This is a genomic window from Ruegeria sp. BF6, from assembly GCF_056538665.1.
The window spans coordinates 1,494,501-1,511,672 of the sequence record NZ_JBQFTN010000001.1; the positions used below are offsets into that span (position 1 = coordinate 1,494,501).

The window sequence follows — 17,172 nt, forward strand, 5'->3', positions numbered from 1 at the left end:
AACCGGGCGTTTTCATTTTTGCTCAGTCGGTGTTTTAGTCCTGGCTTCCCGACGGAAACACTCCGCCCACTCGTTTTAACTTCACAGTTAATCCGACAAGGGGATTATGATGACCAAAACCATCGTCGTTTGGAGCGTTGCCTTCGCCATTACTTCCGCCGCCGCCATCGCAACCGCTCAGCACAGGTTTCGCTACCACGATGAGACGGAAACAAGGCCGCTGACCCTGCAAGCTGCAACTCACGACCCAGGGGTCAGTCAGGTCGATATCGATGAAGGGCGCAACTCGACGCGTGTCTCGGCCAATGGGATTCCTGATCATCTTGTTGGACAGTTCCCGAACCGAGGCAACCCGCACCGGATAGCCGAACAAAAGGTCAAACTGAAGATCCCTGCAAATCCCAAATCGACGGGTTCCTTAACTCCGTTGAAATTGGGCTGGAATTTTGGCGTGTCCTTGAACGGTGTGGTATTTGACCCGCTCGCCGCTGAATTCTGGCATGGCGATCCACGTTCGGGTTGGTCTTACAACGCCCTGGGTGGAGCGGTCGCGCTGGGACTTGACGAGAACTTCGCGCATGTTCAGCCCAACGGCAAGTACCACTATCACGGGGTTCCAACCGGACTGATCGAGCTGCTGGATTACACTCCAGCTCGTCACTCTCCATTAATTGGATACGCCGCGGACGGATTCCCGATTTATGCGATGACGGGGGTAGTGGACGGGAAGGTGACTGAAATGACTTCGTCCTACAGGTTGAAAAACGGCAATCGTCCGGGCGGACGGGCGCCAGATGGAAAACACGATGGCACCTTCAACGAGGATTTTGTGTACGCATCGGGAACCGGAAATCTGGATGTATGCAATGGCGCCTTCACGACATCGCCTGAATACCCATCGGGCACATACGCATACTTCCTGACCGAGGACTATCCGGTAGTTCCCAGATGCTTTGCCGGCACACCTGACGGTAGCTTCCGCATTGGGCGACCCTAACTGACCGAATGCCGGCATTAGGTCGCGGATCTACCGCTCGGTCAACTTCAACTCAATCCGACGGTTCTGCGCCCGGGCTTCTGGGGTATCAGCGGGATTGACGGGTTGGAACTGTCCAAACCCATTGGCGGCCAGGCGGTTTGGCGGAATACCCAGCGCATCGACCATGTAGCGCACAACCGACAGCGCCCGCCCTTGGCTGAGTTCCCAGTTGTCGCGGTAACGCCCCGTCCCGGCCAAAGGCACATTGTCCGTGTGGCCATCCACCCGGATTACCCAGTTCAGGCCTTCTGGAATTTCCGCAGCCACACTGCGCAGGATAGCGGCCACCTTGGCAACCTCTTGCTGACCGATCGGAGACAGAATGGCCGAACCGGTATCGAACAGCACCTCGGAGGAAAACACGAAGCGATCGCCTTCGATCCGAACGCCTTCTTCATCACCCAACACATCACGGAGGCGACCGAAGAATTCCGAGCGATACCGTTGCAGGTCCTCAGCCTGCGCGGCAAGGTCCTGCGCCTCGGCCTCTAGGCGGGTACGTTCGGCTTCTTCCAGCAATCGACGGCGACGCTCTTCTGACGCAGCACGCGCCAGCGCGGCGTTCAGGTCCTGCCCCAGCGACTGGATGCGGATGTCAGCAGCAGCGTTACGCTCTTCGTAATCGTCCAGCAGTGCCTGCAGCCCGCCCAACTGTTCGCGCAGCGCGGCCATTTGCTGATTCAGCAGCGCGGTTTCGCGTTGCGCCTTTTCCGAGATCGCCTGCTCGGACGACAGCGTGTCACGCGCCACGGCGAGCAGGGCCGCGCGCTCCTCAGCCAATGAGCGTTGTTCCTGTGCCTCGGCCTGTGCCTCAGTCTGCCCGGCAAGAGCAGCTTCAAGTCGGGCCCGCAGGTCTTCGGCGTTCAGGTCGCCAAACTGGCGTTCCAGTTCCGCTTTCGCGGCCTGCGCTGCAGCCAGCAGAGTCAATGTGTCCTCGGCTTGCTTGCGCTGCGCTTCCAGCGCAAGGGTCATGGCGGTCAGTTCAGCATCTGCATTCTGCAGTCGAGTGCGCAGGTTTTCGGCAGCAGCGATCTCGGCCAGCCTGGCGGCCTCTTCAGTAGTCAGTTGTTCTTCAAGTTCGGAAATCCGGGTGGTCTGCGCCGCGTCCGCTTGTTCCAAATCGGCTACCAATGCCTCGAGCGCCTCGCGTTGAGCGGCGGCGAGACGGGCGGCCTCGGTCTGTTCGTCGATCTCGGTCCGGCTTTGCGCCAAAGCCAGGTTCAATGCATCCTGCTCGCTCTGCAATTCGGCGATTTCACCTTGTGACCGGGCCTGATCCAGCAACAGGGCTGCGACCTGGTCCTCAAAGTCGGTGAGTTGAATCTGCGCCTGCACCAATTCGGTCTCGACCTGTGTCAGGGTAGAGCTCAACACCCCTAACCGCGCTTGCAACCTGCTGTTTTCCCGCTCTTCGAGACCCAACGCGCCGGCCAGGGCTGCAACTTCGTCAGACAATGCTGTCAGCTCGTCCTCCTGCCCGGAAATGGTTTCGCGCAGCACGTATTGCACAACCATAAAGATGGTCAGCACAAAGGTCAGCACCATCAACAGCCCGGTGATCGCATCCACGAAGCCAGGCCAGACTGAGCCTTGGAAACGCTGACCTGTGCGGCGGGACAGGGCCATAGGTTACTCTCCTTCCGGAGCAGTACGCACGGCGCCTCGGGGCAGTGTCAGGGCTTTGACCAACAGTTCAATATCCTTGCGCAGCTCGCTCATACTCTCTTGCCGCCCGGCAGATATCTCTTCGAGAATCCGCAGCAGCTGCACGTCCATCGAGCGCAGGCGCATCCGGCTTTCGGCATCGATACCGTCGCCAGTACCCTGTTCTCGCATGTGATCCAAAAGCGCGTCTTGCCCAAGAGCCACGCGTTCCAATGCGGCTGTTACGCCATCGTTGTCGGATTGTCGTGCGTTCATTTCGCCAATCGAGTCCGCCAACTGGCCCAACTTGGTCGATACCGCCGCGCTGTCCGCCTCTTGCGCTGAAAACAGATCCTGTAGCGCGTTCATTTGTTCGGACATGGCGTCGAGCACAGGGGCCAGCACGGCAAGTTCAGCGCCGCCTTCGTCCCCTGCGGCAAATCCCACACGGGTGATCGAGGACAACCATTCCTCAAGCTCGCGGTAGAACCGGTTCTGTCCGTGGCCTGCGAACAGTTCCAGCAAGCCGACAATCAGCGACCCTGCCAGACCCAGCAGCGAGGACCCGAAGGCCACGCCCATACCCTGCAACTGTGATTCCAATCCGACCATCAGGCGGTTGAATACTGCTAGCCCCTCTTCACCCTCTTGCGGATTTAGACTGCGAATCGTGTCTACAATGGCTGGAACGGTAGTTGCCAGCCCGAAGAATGTACCCAAAAGGCCAAGGTAAATCAGAACGTTGGTGATATATCGAGTGATCTCGCGCTCTTCTTCTACCCGCTCGGCCACCGAGTCCAGAATGGACCGTGTCGAGGTGGAACTAATCTGCGACCGCGCGCCCCTTTCACGCAACAGCGACGCCAACGGTGCCAGCAATTGTGGCGTCCGGGCGTCTTCGCGGACGACACCTCCGACAAAAGCCTCGATCCAGCGAACTGAACCGATCAGCTGTGTCACCTGATAGAAGCAGGCCAACACACCGATAACGAAGACCAGTATGATAAATCCATTTAGATAAGGGTTGGCTAGAACCACCGGCATGACGTAGGGCAGTGCCATAAAGACCCCAAACCCCGCCAAGGCGATCGCGACCAGCATCGTAACGATCTGACGAATGGGTTGCGAGAAATGCGGTCTCGCGCCCTGATGTGCCTGCGCCATGCGCGTGGTTCCCGGTGTTTTGCCTGCTCTACGCTGAAACTAACGAAAACACACCGGTGACGCCAAGGGTTTATGCGGTGATGGCGCGGACCCGTTGCGCCAACCACTCAAGATCGGGATCGCGCAGGTCGATCTCGGCCAGATGTTCGGCTGTGTTGTACAGATATTCGGTATTCGGCCCGCGCCCGCCTACGGCTTGGGCGATGATCTGCGCTTGCTCTTCCAGCGGCATTCCCCCGCAATACTGCACATGGTCAGCGTCGATCACGTAGGTCACCGCAGTCACCACCTCACCGCTGTCCAGTCGAATACCCAGCATCTTTTCAACATAGGCTGATGAGATCAGCTCGCGTTCACGCAGATCGTGCAGCGTGCGGTCTTCGTGGCCGACCTCAACCGCCAGAGCCAAGCCCTTGCAATGGGCATCGGCCTGTTCATCCAGCGCCAGAACGAGGCCGGGATGGTCCTCGGTGCCGCGGTGATGGATCGAACTCATGCAGAAGGATCGGGCATAGCCGTGCAGCGTGGCGCGCTCTCTTCGGGCCACCGGAAAGCCCGGATTCCACAACAGCGATCCATATCCGAAAACCCACATCGTCATAGCACTGGTCCTTGCCCGTTTGCGCCTATAAACATCAATTCCGAGGCGGGAAAAAGGGCCATCTGTCATGCGCGGTCTGGTGCGGGTTATCATTTTCATCATTGTCGCGTGGAGCGCCTATTGGTTCATCGCCGGTTTCGGTCTGCGCAATGCAATCACGACATGGTTCGACAAACAGCAGGAACGAGGTTGGCAGGCCGAGTTTGCCGATGTTGAAACCGCCGGTTATCCGTTCCACCACATGACCCGCCTGAGCAGCCCTGCGCTGGCCGACCCAGTCAATGGCACCGCCTGGAGTGCCGACTGGATCGAATTCCAGAGCCCCGCGATCTGGCCTGGCCGACAGGTGCTGCGTTTTGCCGAAACGCCGCAGCGGTTGTCCTACTATGACCAGACGGCCACCATCAAAGCCCGCGACCTGCAGGCCGAGTTGCAATTGCAGCCCGGTGTCGCACTGGTGCTGGAAAAGATGGCGCTGACAGCCGGGCCGTGGTCAATCACTGACGACGCCGAGGCGCTGGCGGGCGGCGATACGCTTGCCCTCGTGATGGAACAGACACCGGCCCCCGAGGCATATGTGATCGGCGCCCGGATTGACGGCTTCACCCCCGGCGATGACCTGCGCGAACTGATGCGCTCGGCCACAACCCTGCCTCAGGCTTTCGAGACGCTGGAGCTGGATATGACCGTGACGTTCGACAAGACCTGGGATCGCTCGGCGCTGGAAGAAAGCAGGCCACAGCCGGTGAAGATCGATCTGCGCCTGGCTGAGATGAAGTGGGGCGCGCTGCGGCTGTTCGCCACCGGAGAGCTGGAAGTCGATCAACAAGGCATTCCCACAGGAGAGATTGCGGTCAAGGCCGAAAACTGGCGTGACATGATCGCGATGGCCAATGCGGCAGGCGCCCTGCCTGATCAAGCAGTCGATCCGGTGACCCGCGCGCTAAACTTCATGGCCGGGCTGGGCGGCAATCCCAACGCTCTGGATTTGCAACTGAATTTCCGCGATGGCTATGTGGCGCTTGGCCCTCTGCCACTCGGCCCCGCTCCGCGCCTAATCCTGCGTTAACGACAGTACGGGCCCCTGCGATGGCGTGCCGTGTCCAGGTGGAAATGATCCCGGTGATAGCGATCCGCGTTTGGTCCCAACACGGTGCCAAACGGCCCACACGCCCCCCGCCAGACTTTGGTCAACTGCCGCTTTGACGGGTTCTTGCGCCAGCCGTTCAGGACCGTCACCACTTCGCCGTCGGCCATCTTAAAGCCCGAGATGTCGATCGCCCGACCCTTGCCATGTTCGGATATCTTCGCGCCTTTGCGATTGTTGCGGGTCCGGCAAGCATAATGCGCCGCGACCTTAAGCTCGACCACCGGCCCGCGCCGTTTGAACGTGGGCTTGACGGTTTTGTCGACCCATTTGTTCAACGCAATGGCGGTGCCGCAATCCATCGTCGATGGGCGGCTAAGCGACACGCCCGAAACCGAGGTGACCTGTACGGCATCCTTGATACCACACGCCTTGTTCCGCCCCGGAACGTTGCCCACCGGCTTTCCCTGAATGTCGATGTCCCCGCACACCGAGGTTTTGCGCAGCTTGCGTTTCTTGAACAGCACTTCAAGCTCCAGGGCTTCCGGTCGCAGGAGCGGTCGGATTGGCGAAGTTTGCCCCAACGCCGTTACACCCGCCTGCGGAGCGGCTGCGGCCAGAGTGATTTGTGATTCAGGTCTCAGTTTGGGGCGGATATCACCGGGTACCGGGCTGGCAAAGGCCAGCACTTGGGCCTCGGATGGTCGCGTGACTGGAACCAGTGACTGTTCCAGAGGCGCCGCGTTGGACCATGTGGCGCTGACCGCCACGCATCCAATCATCAGAAACCTCCAGCTGCGTCTCATGAGCTTGCTTTGCCTCGTCCGAAGTCCGGCGCATCCGTATCCTGTCCGGCGTCGATGATCCCGCGCCGGATCGCGCGGGTGCGGGTGAAATAGTCGAACAAGTGTTCACCATCACCGGTCCGGATGGCACGCTGCAAGGCAAAAAGCTCCTCAGTAAAGCGCCCAAGGATTTCCAGCGTTGCATCCTTGTTGGTCAGGAACACATCGCGCCACATTGTCGGGTCCGAGGCCGCGATCCGCGTGAAGTCCCGGAAACCGGCGGCGGAATACTTGATGACCTCGGTATCGGTCACACGGCGCAGGTCATCGGCGACACCCACCATCGTGTAGGCAATCAGGTGTGGCGCGTGAGACGTGACCGCCAGAACCAGATCGTGGTGATCTGCGTCCATCTCATCGACATTCGCGCCCATGCCTTCCCACAGTGCCCGCAAACGAACGATCGCATCCGTATCTGAGCCTTCGACGGGAACCAGCAGACACCAGCGATTGTCGAACAACTCAGCAAATCCGGCTTCCGGGCCAGAGTGTTCGGTCCCTGCCAGAGGGTGCGCAGGGATGAAATGTACACCCTCCGGGATATGTGGCGATACCGCTTCAATGACGTGACGCTTGACCGATCCAACGTCCGTCACAGTCGCGCCCGGCTTCAGGACCGGAGCAATATCTGCCGCCACAGCGCCCATCGCACCTACGGGGACACAGAGCACGACAAGATCCGCGCCCTCAACCGCCTCTTGCGCGGTATCACAAACGCGGTCACACAGACCAATCCGGCGCGCAGTGTCTCGGGTGGCCTGGGACCGAGCATAGCCGATGACCTCACCCGCGAGGCCCGAGCGTTTGATGGCCCAAAACATGGACGACGCAATGAGGCCCAGCCCGATCAGAGCGACGCGATCGTAAACCTGACTCATGCGGCCCCCCCTTTGAACGCAGTGATGGCTGCAACGACACGGCGGCAGGCCTCTTCGTCGCCAACGGTGATCCGCAGGGCGTTGGGTAGGTTGTACCCCGCCACGCGACGGACGATCAGGCCTTGGGTCTTCAGGTAATCGTCACAGGCCTCGGCTTCGGCCCGATCAGCAAAACGGGCGAGGATAAAGTTGGTGCAAGACGCATCCGACGGTACTCCGATCTTGTCCAATTCCGCCGACATCCACACCCGCAGGCGCGCGTTTTCTGCCTGACAGAAAGACAGAAACTCCATATCCTTCACCGCCGCTTCGGCTGCCGCCAAAGCCGTCAAAGACAGGTTGAACGGCTGACGCACCCGATTCATTACATCGATGATCGACTGCGCGGCATATCCCCAACCGACACGCATTCCGCCCAGACCGTAGACCTTCGAAAAGGTCCGCGTCATGATCACGTTCTCGAACCGATCCACCAGCGACGCTCCACCGTCAAAACTGTCAACGAACTCGGCATAGGCCCCGTCGATCACCATGAGACAGGTTTGCGGCAGCGCCTCAGCCAGCCGCGCAAGCTCCGCCTCGGGGATCATGGTCGAGGTCGGATTGCCCGGGTTGGTCACAAACACGATCCGCGTTTGCCCGGTAACGGCGGCCAGAATGTTGTCCACGTCCACGTGACGGTCACGCTCAGGCACCATGACCGGCGTCGCACCGGCCATGCGGGCGATGATCGGGTACATGGAAAACCCGTGCTCGGTATAGATGACCTCATTCCCTGGCCCCGCATACGCCTGAGCGACGAATTGCAGCACCTCGTCACTGCCCACACCGCAGATTAGCCGCGCCGGGTCCAGCCCGTGCCGCGCGCCAATCGCTTCGCGCAAGCTGGCGTGGTCGGTGCTGGGATAGCGATGCAGGGTCGTGGCACTGTCGCGCACCGCCTCAATCGCCTTCGGGCTGGGGCCAAACGGGTTTTCGTTCGAGCTGAGTTTGATCACATGCTCGACCCCGGCCACATGCGACTGACCGCCCTGGTAGAGCGCGATGTCCATAATGCCGGGTTGAGGGGTGATCTTGTTCATAAGAGGCTCCGTTGATTGGTGCCTCTCATACCCGTCTCAACGCGTTGAGAAAAGCGGCAATTCCGTCACGCCGCTTTGAAGCGGGCGGTTGCCGGGTCAGCGTTGTAATAGGGAGCGAATTTCTCAGTCCGGCGGGACAGGTCATTGACGCTGTCGATGATGAACTGAACCGTCTCCTCGCTCATCAGATACGAGAAGTTCAGGCGCACCCAACCGGGTTTTTTCATCTCTTCCCCGGCAGACAATGCCGCGTGCAACTCGTCCGACGTATCCCGGTCGATCCCCAGCAAACGGTGCGCATACGGCCCGGCACAGGCACAACCGCCCCGCGCCTGAATGCCGTAGATATCACTGAGCATCCGGGTGAACAGTTGCTGGTGAACAGGCTGACCCGAGTTATCATGCACGAGGAAGGAATAGATCGGCAGGCGATGCGAGTATTCCGTCCCCAGTAAGGTCAGGTTCGGGTTGTCGCCCCACCCCTCCCGCGCCATGCGATTGTACTTCGCCTCACGGCGGGCAATCTCATCGGTGCCAACCACGTCTTTGACGATGAAGGCCAGCGCCGCACGGATGTCGCCTATCACGTTGGGTGTTCCGGCCTCTTCGCGGGTGGCCAGATCCTCGCTGTAATCATGCCGCCACGGTGAGACGAAACTGACCGTACCGCCACCGGGCCAACTGGGACATGTGCGTTTCACGCCGGTCTGATTGACGATCAGCACGCCCGACGCGCCCGGCCCGCCCGGGAACTTGTGCGGTGAAACAACGATGGCATCCTTGCGCGCATCCGCAGGCCCCATATTCATCGGCAGGTATGGCCCACCGCCTGCGTAATCCCAGACCGACACCGCCCCATGTTTTTTTAGCAACCGGGTGATCGGGTCCGGTTCGGTGATGATACCTGTGACATTCGATGCTGCCGAGAATGACCCGATAATCAGGTCAGAATTGGCGTTCTCGACCAAAGCCCGCTCCAGCGCATCCAGATCAACGCTACCCCCGGCGGCTTCGGGAATCTCGATCACCTGCGCCTTGCTTTCCCGCCAAGGCAATATGTTCGAATGATGCTCGTATGGCCCGATCAAAACGACCGGCCGGTCAGCCGCATCCACACCCAACAGGCTGACCAGCCGGTTCAGGCCCGCAGTGGCGCCAGACCCGGTGAAGATCACCGCGTCTTCTTCCCTTGCACCGACAATGCGGGCAATCTCTGCGCGCGCTTCTCGGCGCAGACGAGTCATGTAGGATCCGCAATAGGAGGCCTCGGTATGACTGTTGGCATAGAAAGGCAGCACCTGCTCGGCGACAAAATCCTCAACCTGCCGCAGCGCACGCCCCGAGGCGACATAATCCGCATAAACCAGCGGTACGTCCCCATGCAGACCCGGGATCAGAACATTCTCTCCGATCAGCCCGTCGCGCAGGTTTGAATTGCGAGTGGTGGATTGGATTTCTGCGCGAAATTTGGACAGGGTCATGGCGTGGTCTCCATATTGCCCCTCCAATGTGATTGATTAGGTGTGGGAAAACATCACCTTTATTTCGATAGATTTGTCGTTTTTTGTGTCATATGATCAATAATGGAGAAAAAAATAGATCATATCGACAAACGCATCCTACGCGAACTGCAAACCGACGCAACCCTATCTCAGCGTGAACTGGCGGATCGGGTCGGGCTGTCGCAGAATGCCTGCTGGCGGCGGCTCAAGGCACTGAACGAGGATGGGGTGATCACCGGCTCGACCGCACGGATCGCGCGCGAGAAACTGGGGTTGAGCCTTGTGGTTTTCGTCATGCTGCGCACGCGGCACCACTCCGCCGAATGGCTGCAAGCCTTTCGCAGCCATGTGTTGACTATCCCAGAGGTGGTCGATTTTCACCGCATTGGCGGTGATTACGATTATCAGCTGAAAGTCGTCACCGAGGATATGGCCTCGTATGACAAGGTCTATCAACGCCTGATCGAAAAAGTCGAACTGGACAGCGTGACCTCGTATTTTGCAATGGAAGCGATCGCCGAAAGCCGCCCGCTGCCGATTTGATCATGTCACGAACAACAGTCGTTTTTCACGGAAGAATGGAACGGCAATGGCGCGAAACGCCTCGAGTTTGGCCGAGGGCCAGACATCCGGATGGGCAACGATCCAGATATCCGCGTAGGGTTGCGTCTGAAATTCAGGCACCTGCACCAGTCCCGGCAGTGACCGCCCCAGAAACACGGGCATCTTGACCACGCCCAACCCTGCCTGCGCACCGGCGGCCATAGCAACCATGTCATCAAACTGCATCTTGATACGCGAGCCAGGGCGTGACGTGCGAACATGGTCTGGCAGGCCCTGCTGGCGTTCGTAGGCCAGCCAATCCACAACGCCCTCCGGGTCATTGGCAATTCGCTCGGCCAGTTCAGGCGTGGCAAAGCTGGCCGCATGCTGTTCGGCCAGGCGCAACCCTTTCAAGGTATCGCCGGGGTTCCGACTGATACGGATGGCGATATCCGCTTCACGCCTGTTGAGGTCGAGGATTTCATTTGCCGCACGGACCCGAAATGTGACCGAAGGATGTTTTCTGCTGTAGGAATCCAGCACTGGCGCAAGCATATGCGCTATCAGCAATTGTGGGGCCGTCAGGGTTAGCTCCCCTTCCAGCGTTTCGTCCCGCCCAGTAAGCCCGCGCAGCATCGCGTGCTCAGCGCTTTCCATCTCGGCCGCATGCCGGGCAACCAATTGTCCGGCCTCGGTTGGCCGATACCCATCGGCCAAACGTTCGAACAAGATCTCCCCCGTTGCCGCTTCGGCCCGTACAATGCGACGTGCAACTGTAGTGTAGTTTACGCCCAGTTCATTGGCCGCTGCAGACAAGGTCCGCCGACGCACAACTGCCAACACCGCCCGATAATCATCCCAGTGAATCTCCATGCATGCAAATTCGCATGTATAGGATGCAATCGCACGCGTTTTCGCAGTATCCCGCTCGACCTAGCTTTGCCTTACACAAATAAGGACAAGAACCATGATCTACGCATACGCCAAGCTTACCGTGAATAATCCCGAATCTCTGGCCGCCTATCGCGAACAGGCGGGCCCTGCCTTGGCCCGTCACGGCGGCAAGGTTGAACAGGCCACAGCCGAAACAACGGCGTTGGATGGCACCCCCGATCTTCCGGACGTTGCCGCCCTTTTGTCCTTTCCGGACAGAGAGGCAGCCCTTGGCTGGATCAACGACCCGGAACTGAAAGACCTACATGATCTGCGCCGCAGCACCGGTGCATCGGACATCGTTTTGCTTGGGTGAAAACAAAAAAGAGCCGCACTTCTCAGTGCGGCTCTGAATTCCAGTCGGATCAGCGAAGATTAGTTCTTCGCGTAGAATTCGACAACCAGGTTCGGTTCCATCATGACCGGGTAAGGCACATCGCTCAGGCCCGGTGCACGCACGAAAGTCGCGGTCATTTTCGAGTGGTCGGCGTCGATGTAGTCAGGAACATCACGCTCGGCCAAGCCGACAGCTTCCAGAACGACAGCCAGTTGCTTGGATTTGTCACGTACTTCGATCACGTCGCCTTCTTTGACGCGGTAAGACGGGATGTTGACCCGCTTGCCGTTCACTTTGACGTGGCCGTGGTTCACGAACTGACGTGCAGCGAAGACGGTCGGCACGAACTTGGCGCGGTAGACAACGGCGTCCAGGCGGCGCTCCAGCAGACCGATCAGGTTTTCACCGGTGTCGCCTTTGACACGCTCGGCCTCTGCGTAGATGCGGCGGAACTGCTTCTCGGTCAGGTCGCCGTAGTAGCCTTTCAGCTTCTGCTTGGCGCGCAACTGCAGACCGAAGTCCGACAGTTTACCCTTGCGGCGCTGACCGTGCTGGCCGGGACCATATTCACGGCGGTTGATTGGGGATTTCGGACGGCCCCAGATGTTTTCGCCCATCCGGCGGTCGATTTTGTACTTGGCAGACGTGCGTTTGGTCACGGCTGATCTCCTTCGTTTCGGTCGAGGCCCTGCGGGCCACTATGAAGGGCGTTGTCCTCTTGAGGTTTCCCCCATGACAGGCATCCCCTTGCGGGGGCCACCAACACCAATGAAGCCGCGCTTATATCCGCGAAACCAGCAGAGTCAACACGCCCCACTGTGCAGCAACGGATTTTCCGAAAAAAACTGAGAACTATTCGGCCCTGCGCCCGGCGGAAACCGCAACCCGAAGGTCGGCCTCATCCACATCCTGCCTTGACCGGACCGGAAACGCGACAACGGTGTTCGCCATCCCGGAGGAAGTGCGGCTTTGATGTCCGCTTTCAGCAATTTCACTGATCCAGAAATCCTGTTCCCGCTCGGGGCAATCGCCTTCGAAAACCAGCATCGGAACCGATTCTCCGGCTACAGGGAACAAGGCTGCTGTGAATGTTTGTGCGCCGTTGGTCAGAACAAGCAGCCCGTTTGCTTCGTCCGGCAGGTTTTCGACTTGAGCACAACGATCAAGAGTTGCAGCTGCACTGCCGCGGGCATGTCCGGTCCATTCCAGCGCGTGTTCGGCCGTCTCAACCAGGTGTCGCGTCTGTCCGCGCCATGACCACGCGGCTCCGATAGACAGAAAGGACAAAGGCGCCGCCTCAAGTCCATCGATTTCCGTCTGACTCCAAAATACTGCCGTTCGACCGTTTTCTCCGGCTCTCATTGTACCCGCCTGCACCTTCAACATTTCACTACTGACTAGGCTTCTCTTATCAACGCAAAATGAGGCGGAAAAGAGACGTTAACGCAACATTAACGAAATTTTTACTTAAGCGAATCGATCATTGTTCTAGGCGAAAAACACACTCCGGTTTTGCGAGCCAAATTAGCCGACCTTCACCCACGAATGTTTCAACGAGTAATTGACGACCGATCGCCACACCTCCGCCATTGATTGCGGCTTGGATCACCACATTATAGTCGTTGAGCTGCATCCGTTTCGCACCCGCAATATCTATTCCGCGCGACCCCGCCCAAGACTGCCATTCCTACTCCTTAAGGCTCGTAAGGAGTTTTTCGTCAGACAGGTCTGTGAGCGTGAGGGTTCGCTTGTAATTTGCTACGGGAGCAATCTTTTCGACATGCAGCAGTCGGGCGTCCACACCCTTCCAAGGGCCGGTTCCGAACCTCACGCCCAGATCAGCCTCGGCGCGAGCACAGCTGACAATCTCAAGTGTCGGGTCGAGGTCAATTTCAATCCCTGGATGAACAACAGCAAAAGAGGTAAGACGCGACATGAGCCACATTGAGCAGAAGGACGGCAGCGCCGTTACGCGAAGCGTCTCCCGTCCTGCCTCAGCCCGAAACTCCGCAGTCGCATCCGTGATCGTACGGAATGCGGCGTTAATTTCGACGAGACAACGCTTTCCTTTAGGTGTCAAAGAGATGCTGCGGGCATGCCGTGCGAAAAGCGGCGTTCCGAGCATCGTTTCAAACTGCCTAATGTGATGACTGACCGGGCTTTGCGGTAGAAGCAGAGGAAGGTTCGGGCTAGAGCGCAAACAGTTGGTCTCGTATTGCTCGGGGAGAGCACCACAAAGTAGTACAGCGCGTTATTGCCAAGTCCGCAAGCCCATGCGCTACTTAGCGGCAATCGCCTACGGCCCAAAGCCGACTTTTGCCGAATTATACTTTCACCGCAATGCGGCCTGACAAAGACGCCATTCGCTGCATTCGCAAAATTGGGGTCACTTGATCCGGGAAAGCAGGCGAAACACCGGCAAGAGTTCGGCGAACACTGCGTTTGTTCTTTCTGTCAGGTTCGGCTCAAGAACAAAGGCAGGAGTCTCAGCGTCCACCCAAACCGCGAAGCCTTTGCGCCGCAGCGCCTCCTGATGGGGATGATCCTTGTCAATTCCGGACGGAACGCGTTTCAATTCCGGATCACCAATCCGGAACCCGCGTTCTCGGAACTCTGTCGTGGTCTGGATCAACTCTGCTCCCAATGGGCCTGCCATCGCATCGCGGAAGGCATCCAACGCCGCTTTGCCATACTGAAAAACCCCGCATCCGAGGGACAGCTTTTCCGGGGATAGCCCAAAGAACCACATCGGCGGCTGAACCCCCTGCCCTGTCGGCATGAACGCAAGGTGCAAATGCGCGTTATAGGGTGTCTTGTCTTTGGAAAACCGAACATCGCGATAAATCCGAAAGATCTTGCTGCCGTGATCCTGACCGGTTAGGTCACGCAAGACCAACGCCAAGTCGTCAGCGAAAAGCTTGCTGGGTGCCTTCAGGTGGGTTTCATAAGTCGCTTTGTTCGCCGCAAACCAATCTTTAGTATTGTTGGCCTTCAGACCTTGCAGGAAGCCAAGTGCCTCAGGCGAGAAACAGTCAAATTGAGCCATGGAGTCCTCCGTTCAGTCTTTCTTCGGCAGCGCTGCGGCGTGCTCAAGGCAAAGGTGCAGCCAACGCAGTAAAGCGGCATCATCGCAATCTGTTTCGTCAACGTTCACAAAACCACCCAGCTTACGGGTTCCGTGGATCACGGCACGGGCGGTGACGTTCTGCAATGCGGTGGGCTCGTTCACTTTACCGACGCGGAACATGAACCGGCCCACGCCGTCCTTGTGCCGCCGCGCTCCGCACAGCATGTTGCCGTTCAAAAAGAAACACAGGCCGCCCATCATCGGCTTTTCGGAAATGCCCACATGCGCGGTCAATGCCTCTCGCATGCGGGCGTTGAGGGCTTCATCCACCGACATCAATTGGCAGCCCAAAGGTGCCAGAGGATCGCCAGCGCCAGCACCAGCATGGTCAGTGTCGTCAGCGCCGCGCCAACCGAACGCCCCTGACCATCCACCGAGGCGCTCAGGCTGAAATAGTGGACAAGACGGGCCAGCAGCAGTATGCCACCGCAGGCCGCGACCAACCAGGATGGGGTTCCCGCGATCTCTGCCCCCGCCAGCGCCAGCAGGGCAAGCGGCACATATTCGATAAAATTGCCATGCGCCCGCATCAGCCGCAGCAGGCTCTCATCTTCTCCATGCAGCAAAGGGATCCCGGTTCTGGTACGCCGCACACCTACGGCAATCGCCATCGGAATGCTCATCAAAACAAAAATGGCTGTGACAGCCAGCGCGATTTGGGGAACCTGTTCCATTTGATGTCTCCTGTCTGGTCGAACCTAAATCGCCATGCTTTCATAGGTGATCAGCGCAAACCGTGCTCCCTGCGGGTCAGTCAGCGTGGCCATACGGCCGACCCCCAGCACATCCATCGCAGGCTGAGTGATCGTGGCGCCCTTGGCTTGGGCTTTGGCGACGCTGGCATCCACATCAGCCACGGTAAAAAAGATCGTCCAACTTCCCTGATCCTCGGGCATCGGAGAAAACCCACCGATAGCGGTTTCCCCCACGACAGCAGCAGAATAGCTCGACCCGTCCTGCATGGGCATGTCTTTGATCGTCCAGCCCAGCACCTCTTGATAGAACGCCTTGGCTTTGCCCTGATCAGGGCCGGAATGTCCGATCCAGCCGGAGTTTCCGACGGTGGTCATCTCAAGAATACTCATGTGTTTCTCCCTTGGTTGCGCCCGCCACATACGGGTCTGATCCAAGGACGCACGAAACGACGCGATCCCTACACGCGGCGCAAATTTTCTTGGCTGATCGCGATTTTTTCCGTAATCGCAACACGTTCAAGGGTTGTCGGGCCAAGCGTCATCACGGTTTCAAACGCCGCAATGGCCGCACGGTGATCGCCTGTGTCCTGCAAAAGCCCGCCCCGCATCGCATGAAACCAGCGATAGGTGGACAGCTCCTGCGCCAAAGGTTCCATCGCCTTCAGCGCATGATGCGAACCGTGCAGCTTGGCCTGCGCTGCAATCTGATTGAGACGCACCACAGGCGTCGGCTGCAAGGCGTAAAGGGCAGCATAGTGGCTTTCGATCGACGCCCAGTCCGTATCCCGATCCGACGCTGCCCGAGCATGCGTCGCAGCGATTGCAGCCTGGATGATATAGACACCATGATGGCCCGTCCTCTGGGCCTTTTGCAAAAGACCGGTTGCCTCGGCTATGTCCGCGCGGTTCCAAAGAGTGCGATCTTGATCGTCCAGCGCGACAAGCTTACCCTCGGGATCAATGCGCGCGCCGCGCCTGGCGTGTTGAAACAGCAACAGCGCCAGCAACGCGGCCTGTTCCCCCATCGCCGGAAACAGCGTCGCAAGCAGACGCGCCAATCGGATCGCTTCTTCGCACAAGGTAAGCCTGATCTGATCTGGCCCGGCCGAGGTCGACCACCCCTCACTGAACATCAGGTAGACCATCAGGGACACTTCGCTCAATCGCGCGCCCCTTTTCGCCGGGCTTGGCGTTTCAAAGGCGACCGGGCTGAGCGCTATTTTCTTTTTCGCCCGGGTGATCCGCTGCTCCATGGTTTTAGACTTGATCAGAAATCCGCTGGCAATCTCATCCACGCTCAACCCCAGGACGACCCGCAAGGCAAGGGCAATCTGGTCCCGACGATCAAGTTCCGGGTGACAGCAGATGAACAGCAGCCGCAAAACGTCATCTCGCATCTCGTCCGGATCCGGTGTTTCGGCAGGCATCGGCTGAAACTCCTCGGTGTGACGCGACAGGATTGCCGCGCGGCGCTGTGATTTTCGCACATGGTCAAGACCTGCGTTGCGCGCGGTGGTTAGCAGCCAGGCCAACGGATCGCGCGGCGCCCCATCTTCCGGCCAGACCGTCAGCGCCTTCAGGCAAGCGTCGGCAAAAGCCTCTTCGGCCATGTCGATATCCCTGAACAACCGGGTCAAGGCCGCAAGCGCACGCGGGCGGTACAGGGCGAATGTGGCCTCAAGCCAGTCCGACATG

The 17,172-nt window shown here is 58.9% G+C and carries 19 protein-coding genes and 1 pseudogene; 4 read left to right on the top strand and 16 right to left on the bottom strand.

Annotation, left to right across the window (positions count from 1 at the left end):
* Positions 1 to 109: 109 nt before the first annotated feature.
* On the top strand, positions 110 to 997 hold the full coding sequence (locus ACR0IM_RS07590) for a YHYH protein (protein WP_480641057.1): 888 nt from the start codon (positions 110 to 112) through the stop codon (positions 995 to 997).
* 30 nt (positions 998 to 1,027) lie between these two features.
* On the opposite strand, the gene ACR0IM_RS07595 is transcribed toward ACR0IM_RS07590, so the two are convergent.
* From ACR0IM_RS07595 to ACR0IM_RS07605, 3 genes are all read right to left on the bottom strand, one after another.
* Complete coding sequence (locus ACR0IM_RS07595; RefSeq protein ID WP_480681352.1) at positions 1,028 to 2,665, bottom strand: peptidoglycan -binding protein; 1,638 nt, start codon at positions 2,663 to 2,665, stop codon at positions 1,028 to 1,030.
* Between the two features lie 3 nt (positions 2,666 to 2,668).
* Positions 2,669 to 3,847: a biopolymer transporter ExbB gene (locus tag ACR0IM_RS07600; RefSeq protein ID WP_480590317.1), complete on the bottom strand. Its 1,179-nt coding sequence runs from the start codon at positions 3,845 to 3,847 to the stop codon at positions 2,669 to 2,671.
* A 70-nt stretch (positions 3,848 to 3,917) separates the two neighbouring features.
* The gene (locus ACR0IM_RS07605) at positions 3,918 to 4,448 is read right to left on the bottom strand and encodes a gamma-glutamylcyclotransferase (protein WP_480590320.1); all 531 of its coding nucleotides are present in this window, start codon (positions 4,446 to 4,448) and stop codon (positions 3,918 to 3,920) included.
* Positions 4,449 to 4,515: 67 nt separating this feature from the next.
* Here ACR0IM_RS07605 and ACR0IM_RS07610 point away from each other — a divergent pair, with 67 nt between their 5' ends.
* On the top strand, positions 4,516 to 5,517 hold the full coding sequence (locus ACR0IM_RS07610) for a DUF2125 domain-containing protein (RefSeq protein ID WP_480681353.1): 1,002 nt from the start codon (positions 4,516 to 4,518) through the stop codon (positions 5,515 to 5,517).
* Here the strand turns inward: ACR0IM_RS07610 and ACR0IM_RS07615 are convergent.
* The 4 genes from ACR0IM_RS07615 to ACR0IM_RS07630 all read right to left on the bottom strand — a co-directional run bounded on the left by ACR0IM_RS07615 (position 5,514) and on the right by ACR0IM_RS07630 (position 9,821).
* A complete protein-coding gene (locus tag ACR0IM_RS07615) occupies positions 5,514 to 6,317 on the bottom strand; it encodes an extensin-like domain-containing protein (RefSeq protein WP_480681354.1) in 804 nt (267 codons plus the stop codon). The two genes, ACR0IM_RS07610 and ACR0IM_RS07615, sit on opposite strands and share 4 nt — an antisense overlap.
* 20 nt (positions 6,318 to 6,337) lie before the next feature.
* The gene (locus ACR0IM_RS07620; protein ID WP_480590329.1) at positions 6,338 to 7,258 is read right to left on the bottom strand and encodes a prephenate/arogenate dehydrogenase family protein; all 921 of its coding nucleotides are present in this window, start codon (positions 7,256 to 7,258) and stop codon (positions 6,338 to 6,340) included.
* Positions 7,255 to 8,340, bottom strand: a complete 1,086-nt coding sequence (gene hisC / locus ACR0IM_RS07625) for a histidinol-phosphate transaminase (protein WP_480681355.1) — start codon at positions 8,338 to 8,340, stop codon at positions 7,255 to 7,257. Before hisC ends, ACR0IM_RS07620 begins: the two co-directional genes overlap by 4 nt.
* Positions 8,341 to 8,405: 65 nt before the next feature.
* Complete coding sequence (locus ACR0IM_RS07630) at positions 8,406 to 9,821, bottom strand: aminotransferase class V-fold PLP-dependent enzyme (protein ID WP_480681357.1); 1,416 nt, start codon at positions 9,819 to 9,821, stop codon at positions 8,406 to 8,408.
* Positions 9,822 to 9,923: 102 nt separating this feature from the next.
* Between ACR0IM_RS07630 and ACR0IM_RS07635 the strand changes: the two genes are divergently transcribed.
* Positions 9,924 to 10,385: an Lrp/AsnC family transcriptional regulator gene (locus tag ACR0IM_RS07635; RefSeq protein ID WP_480681358.1), complete on the top strand. Its 462-nt coding sequence runs from the start codon at positions 9,924 to 9,926 to the stop codon at positions 10,383 to 10,385.
* On the opposite strand, the gene ACR0IM_RS07640 is transcribed toward ACR0IM_RS07635, so the two are convergent.
* Positions 10,386 to 11,258: a LysR family transcriptional regulator gene (locus tag ACR0IM_RS07640; protein WP_480681359.1), complete on the bottom strand. Its 873-nt coding sequence runs from the start codon at positions 11,256 to 11,258 to the stop codon at positions 10,386 to 10,388. It lies immediately after the preceding gene.
* Positions 11,259 to 11,352: 94 nt separating this feature from the next.
* Between ACR0IM_RS07640 and ACR0IM_RS07645 the strand changes: the two genes are divergently transcribed.
* On the top strand, positions 11,353 to 11,634 hold the full coding sequence (locus ACR0IM_RS07645; RefSeq protein ID WP_480641064.1) for a DUF1330 domain-containing protein: 282 nt from the start codon (positions 11,353 to 11,355) through the stop codon (positions 11,632 to 11,634).
* 59 nt (positions 11,635 to 11,693) lie between these two features.
* Here ACR0IM_RS07645 and rpsD read toward each other — a convergent pair whose 3' ends face one another.
* The 8 genes and pseudogenes from rpsD to ACR0IM_RS07685 all read right to left on the bottom strand — a co-directional run bounded on the left by rpsD (position 11,694) and on the right by ACR0IM_RS07685 (position 17,171).
* A complete protein-coding gene (gene rpsD, locus ACR0IM_RS07650) occupies positions 11,694 to 12,314 on the bottom strand; it encodes a 30S ribosomal protein S4 (RefSeq protein ID WP_170332083.1) in 621 nt (206 codons plus the stop codon).
* 193 nt (positions 12,315 to 12,507) lie between these two features.
* A complete protein-coding gene (locus tag ACR0IM_RS07655) occupies positions 12,508 to 13,017 on the bottom strand; it encodes a hypothetical protein (RefSeq protein ID WP_480681360.1) in 510 nt (169 codons plus the stop codon).
* Positions 13,018 to 13,135: 118 nt separating this feature from the next.
* Positions 13,136 to 13,855 (bottom strand): annotated as a pseudogene (locus ACR0IM_RS07660) (LysR substrate-binding domain-containing protein).
* Positions 13,856 to 14,041: 186 nt separating this feature from the next.
* Entirely contained in the window at positions 14,042 to 14,701 is a 660-nt protein-coding gene (locus ACR0IM_RS07665) for a DUF2461 domain-containing protein (RefSeq protein ID WP_480681361.1), read from the bottom strand.
* A 12-nt stretch (positions 14,702 to 14,713) separates the two neighbouring features.
* Complete coding sequence (locus tag ACR0IM_RS07670; protein ID WP_480681362.1) at positions 14,714 to 15,058, bottom strand: TfoX/Sxy family protein; 345 nt, start codon at positions 15,056 to 15,058, stop codon at positions 14,714 to 14,716.
* Entirely contained in the window at positions 15,058 to 15,456 is a 399-nt protein-coding gene (locus ACR0IM_RS07675) for an MAPEG family protein (protein ID WP_480590352.1), read from the bottom strand. Before ACR0IM_RS07675 ends, ACR0IM_RS07670 begins: the two co-directional genes overlap by 1 nt.
* A gap of 24 nt (positions 15,457 to 15,480) precedes the next feature.
* Positions 15,481 to 15,867 (bottom strand): VOC family protein, encoded by a 387-nt coding sequence (locus tag ACR0IM_RS07680; protein ID WP_480590355.1) that lies wholly within the window; start codon positions 15,865 to 15,867, stop codon positions 15,481 to 15,483.
* A gap of 68 nt (positions 15,868 to 15,935) precedes the next feature.
* Entirely contained in the window at positions 15,936 to 17,171 is a 1,236-nt protein-coding gene (locus ACR0IM_RS07685) for an RNA polymerase sigma factor (RefSeq protein WP_480681363.1), read from the bottom strand.
* Between the last annotated feature and the right edge of the window lies 1 nt (position 17,172).

Bases quoted from the DNA above. Each gene is read 5' to 3' on its own strand.
- ACR0IM_RS07590 (WP_480641057.1), top strand. From the start codon at position 110: ATGACCAAAACCATCGTCGTTTGGAGCGTTGCCTTCGCCATTACTTCC.
- ACR0IM_RS07595 (WP_480681352.1), bottom strand. From the start codon at position 2,665: ATGGCCCTGTCCCGCCGCACAGGTCAGCGTTTCCAAGGCTCAGTCTGG.
- ACR0IM_RS07600 (WP_480590317.1), bottom strand. From the start codon at position 3,847: ATGGCGCAGGCACATCAGGGCGCGAGACCGCATTTCTCGCAACCCATT.
- ACR0IM_RS07605 (WP_480590320.1), bottom strand. From the start codon at position 4,448: ATGACGATGTGGGTTTTCGGATATGGATCGCTGTTGTGGAATCCGGGC.
- ACR0IM_RS07610 (WP_480681353.1), top strand. From the start codon at position 4,516: ATGCGCGGTCTGGTGCGGGTTATCATTTTCATCATTGTCGCGTGGAGC.
- ACR0IM_RS07615 (WP_480681354.1), bottom strand. From the start codon at position 6,317: ATGATTGGATGCGTGGCGGTCAGCGCCACATGGTCCAACGCGGCGCCT.
- ACR0IM_RS07620 (WP_480590329.1), bottom strand. From the start codon at position 7,258: ATGAGTCAGGTTTACGATCGCGTCGCTCTGATCGGGCTGGGCCTCATT.
- hisC (WP_480681355.1), bottom strand. From the start codon at position 8,340: ATGAACAAGATCACCCCTCAACCCGGCATTATGGACATCGCGCTCTAC.
- ACR0IM_RS07630 (WP_480681357.1), bottom strand. From the start codon at position 9,821: ATGACCCTGTCCAAATTTCGCGCAGAAATCCAATCCACCACTCGCAAT.
- ACR0IM_RS07635 (WP_480681358.1), top strand. From the start codon at position 9,924: ATGGAGAAAAAAATAGATCATATCGACAAACGCATCCTACGCGAACTG.
- ACR0IM_RS07640 (WP_480681359.1), bottom strand. From the start codon at position 11,258: ATGGAGATTCACTGGGATGATTATCGGGCGGTGTTGGCAGTTGTGCGT.
- ACR0IM_RS07645 (WP_480641064.1), top strand. From the start codon at position 11,353: ATGATCTACGCATACGCCAAGCTTACCGTGAATAATCCCGAATCTCTG.
- ACR0IM_RS07655 (WP_480681360.1), bottom strand. From the start codon at position 13,017: ATGAGAGCCGGAGAAAACGGTCGAACGGCAGTATTTTGGAGTCAGACG.
- ACR0IM_RS07665 (WP_480681361.1), bottom strand. From the start codon at position 14,701: ATGGCTCAATTTGACTGTTTCTCGCCTGAGGCACTTGGCTTCCTGCAA.
- ACR0IM_RS07670 (WP_480681362.1), bottom strand. From the start codon at position 15,058: ATGTCGGTGGATGAAGCCCTCAACGCCCGCATGCGAGAGGCATTGACC.
- ACR0IM_RS07675 (WP_480590352.1), bottom strand. From the start codon at position 15,456: ATGGAACAGGTTCCCCAAATCGCGCTGGCTGTCACAGCCATTTTTGTT.
- ACR0IM_RS07680 (WP_480590355.1), bottom strand. From the start codon at position 15,867: ATGAGTATTCTTGAGATGACCACCGTCGGAAACTCCGGCTGGATCGGA.
- ACR0IM_RS07685 (WP_480681363.1), bottom strand. From the start codon at position 17,171: ATGTCGGACTGGCTTGAGGCCACATTCGCCCTGTACCGCCCGCGTGCG.